This is a genomic window from Stenotrophomonas sp. 2YAF22, from assembly GCF_052114665.1.
Lineage (GTDB): Bacteria > Pseudomonadota > Gammaproteobacteria > Xanthomonadales > Xanthomonadaceae > Stenotrophomonas > Stenotrophomonas indicatrix.
This window is the reverse complement of record NZ_JBFRFE010000524.1, coordinates 1-3,128: the sequence shown is the minus strand read 5'-3', so window position 1 is coordinate 3,128 and position 3,128 is coordinate 1. Positions and strand designations below refer to the sequence as shown.

The window sequence follows — 3,128 nt, the reverse complement described above, 5'->3', positions numbered from 1 at the left end:
CGCTCGTGGCGATAACGCAGGTAGCCGGACAGCGTTTCCGACGCCGGTTGCAGCGAGCGCGGGCGTGCGTTGTCGAACCAGCAGCCGTCGTCTTCGCTCTGCAATGGCGGATGGCACTGCGTGGCCGGGTAGTAGTCGCCGTTGGGCATGATCAGCCCGATCGGGTACAGCGATGTTTCCGCATGCCAGTCGCGCTGGTCGCCGGCCACATGCTGCAGACGATGCAGATCGATGCCGGCGAACCAGCGGTCGCCGCCTTCGCGCACGCCGCCCGTGGCCGCCTGCAGCCGGTACTGATCGCCATCACCGCGGCTGCTGGCACCCGATTGCAGCGTGGCTTCCGGTCCCTCGGYCTGGTCACGCAGAATGATGTTGACCACGCCAGACATCGCATCGGCGCCGTAGATGGCCGAAGCACCGCCACGCACCAGCTCGATGCGCTCGACGAAGCTGAGCGGAATGCCTCCCAGATCGGTCAGCCCGCCTTCCTCCAGCGACACCATCGGATAACGCGGCAGGCGTCGGCCGTTGACCAGGAACAGGGTGGCGCGTGGGCCCATGCCGTCCAGGCTGGTGGTGGCGGCCGYGCCGACCGGCAGGTACAGCGAGTCGCCGCTGCGCGAGGTGCTCAATGGCGGATGGCCGTTCATGCCGGGCAGGTGGCGCAACAGGTCGAACAACGTGCCGTAGCCGCTGCGCAGGATGTCCTCGCGATCGATCACCGTTACCGGCAGCGTGGTCTGCACGGAGGTGCGCGGCAAGCGGCTGCCGGTGACATGGATCGGCGCCAGTTCCACCTGCACCGGCTTGGCTGGCGCGGGCGGCGGTGGCCGCCGTACCGGCTGCGCGACCACTGCGGGTGGGGTAGCGTGCCGGCGGACCACGAATCCGCCGCTGGGGGTCTGCAGGATGTTCACCGGCATGCCGGCGACCAGCTGCTTCAGTGCGGCGGCCGGCGCCAGCGAGCCGGCGACGCCGCCGGTGCGCAGGCCGGTCAGTTCACGTGCGTCGAACACCAGGGCAATGCCACTCTGGCGTGCCCATTGCTGCAAGGCCGGCGGCAGAGCGCCGGGAGCGATCCGGTAGTCGACCTGTCTGATGGCTTCTGCTGCCGCCGCCGTTGCCGCCACACCGGGCACCAGTACAACGCACAACAGGGCCTGCAGCAGACCCCAGCGCAGCACGTCCCACCGAAGCACGTCCCAACGAAGCACAGCAGGCGCCGGCATCGGCCGCCGCCTCAGTAGGTGCGRCGCAGTTCCAGCGCGCCATCCGAGCGCGGCTGGCCAGCAATGGACCACCCCAGTTCCAGGGCGGAAAGCAGTTCATGCGCGTCGCCCGCACGGAAGGTGCCGCTGACCGCGAGGTCGGCGATATCCGGGTCGGCGACCACCAGTGGCGTGCTGCCATAGCGGTTCATGCGCTCGACCACAGTGGCCAGGGGCGTGCCGTCGAACACCAGCTTGCCCTGCGGCCAAGCCTCGGCGGCGGCAGTCGAGGACAGCTGCGGGCCGGGTTGGATCTTGCCGGAGGCCAGGACCTGCAGCTGCTGGCCCGGCGAGAGCGTGTGCTGCGCGCTGCCACTGGTGACTTCCACTACGCCTTCCAGCAGCGCGACTTCGACCCGGCCGTCAGCCAGGCGTTCAACCTGGAAGGTGGTGCCGATATCGCGGATCGAACTGCCGCCGGCCTGCACCCGCAGCGAGCGCGATGACGATTCGACCTGCAGCTGGATGCGACCCTGTTCCAGCGCCAGTTCGCGCTTGCGCCAGCCGAAGCGTGCGGTCAGCGTGGTGCCGGCGTCGAGGGTGGCGATGCTGCCATCGGCCAGGGTGCGCTGCTGCGGCAGCAGGCTGGCGTTGGCGTAGGTCAGCGGTGTGGGGTTGCCATCGGTGTACAGCATCCAGCCCAGGCCAACGGCCAGGCACACGCCTGCAGCGGCGGCGACACCGGGCAGCCAGCGCCGCTGCGGTCGGCGCGCCGCACGCGCGGCGGCGGTGCGCAGCCACGGGTCGCTGGCCAGGCCGGCGCTGCGCTGGTGCAGCTTCTCGGCCTGCACCCACGCGCTGACATGTGCCGGATCCTCGGCCAACCAGTCCTCGAAGGACTGCCGTTCTTCGGCGCTGCAGTCGGGGGCGTCCAGCCGGGCTACCCAGGCGCTTGCGTGTTCAAAAAGCAACGTGTCATCCCTGTTGTCGTTGCGGATCATTCGGCATCTCCATCATTGTGGAGAGGATCGGGGCCCAGCTCCTTGCGCAGGCCCTGCAATGCACGGGCAATATGTTTTTCCACGGTCTTGGCGGTGATGCCGCAATGCCGGGCGATCTGTGTATAGCTCATCCCGGTGATGCGGTTGAGCAGATACACCTCGCGGGCACGTTCGGGCAGCTTGAACAGTGCCTGGCGCAGCAGGGCGAGCATCTGCCCGGATTCTGCCTGACGCAGCGGATCAGGAGAAGCACTGGCGGCTTCTTCGTTGCCGTCGCGTTCGGTCAGCGACAGGTGGTTGCGCGATTGTGGCGAGCGCCCGCGGTCTGCCAGGCGGTTGCGGGCGATGCGGTACAGCAGCAGCCGCAGCTCCTCGGTGCCGTGCGCGCGGTAGCGGATCAGGCGCTCCATGCAGTCCTGGGCGATGTCCTCGGCATCCTCGGGGCCGACACCGCGGGCGCGCAGGAAGGCGCACAGCGGCGCGCGTTCCTCGCGCACGAATGCGATGAAGGCATCCGGAACCCCGGGCAGATCCGGCGCAGGACGGAGCAAAGGGGAGGGCGCGGACAGGGGAGGGCCTCGGACGACGATGACGGACGCGTCACCGAGTTTTACGCGACGGTGACCGGATGGGGAAGCCCACGTTTCTCCCGCATTTCCATTGTGAATGCATTCATGTTTTTTCTGGCCGTCGACTGGGGGCGTCGAGCCCGCTGCTGCGTTCTGCTTTCGACCCGCGTGGTGCGGGCGGAGAGAGAGAACGCAATGAAGCATTCGAAGTTGAGCATCGCCCTGGCAGGCCTGGTGGGTATCGCGACCCTGGGTCAGATGGATGACGTCATGGCAATGAATTATCACGTGCAGGGCGATCGCGTCGTGCTGAGTGGCGGTGTCACCGTCGCCGACGTCGTCGCGCTGCC

The 3,128-nt window shown here is 68.2% G+C and carries 3 protein-coding genes; all 3 read right to left on the bottom strand.

Annotation, left to right across the window (positions count from 1 at the left end):
- The coding region (locus AB4Y84_RS17555; protein WP_442250549.1) for a TonB-dependent receptor plug domain-containing protein at positions 1-1,229 on the bottom strand (1,229 nt) is incomplete at its 3' end.
- Positions 1,230-1,240: 11 nt separating this feature from the next.
- Complete coding sequence (locus tag AB4Y84_RS17550) at positions 1,241-2,209, bottom strand: FecR family protein (protein ID WP_442243811.1); 969 nt, start codon at positions 2,207-2,209, stop codon at positions 1,241-1,243.
- On the bottom strand, positions 2,206-2,706 hold the full coding sequence (locus AB4Y84_RS17545) for an RNA polymerase sigma factor (protein ID WP_080149532.1): 501 nt from the start codon (positions 2,704-2,706) through the stop codon (positions 2,206-2,208). Before AB4Y84_RS17545 ends, AB4Y84_RS17550 begins: the two co-directional genes overlap by 4 nt.
- Positions 2,707-3,128: the final 422 nt, after the last annotated feature.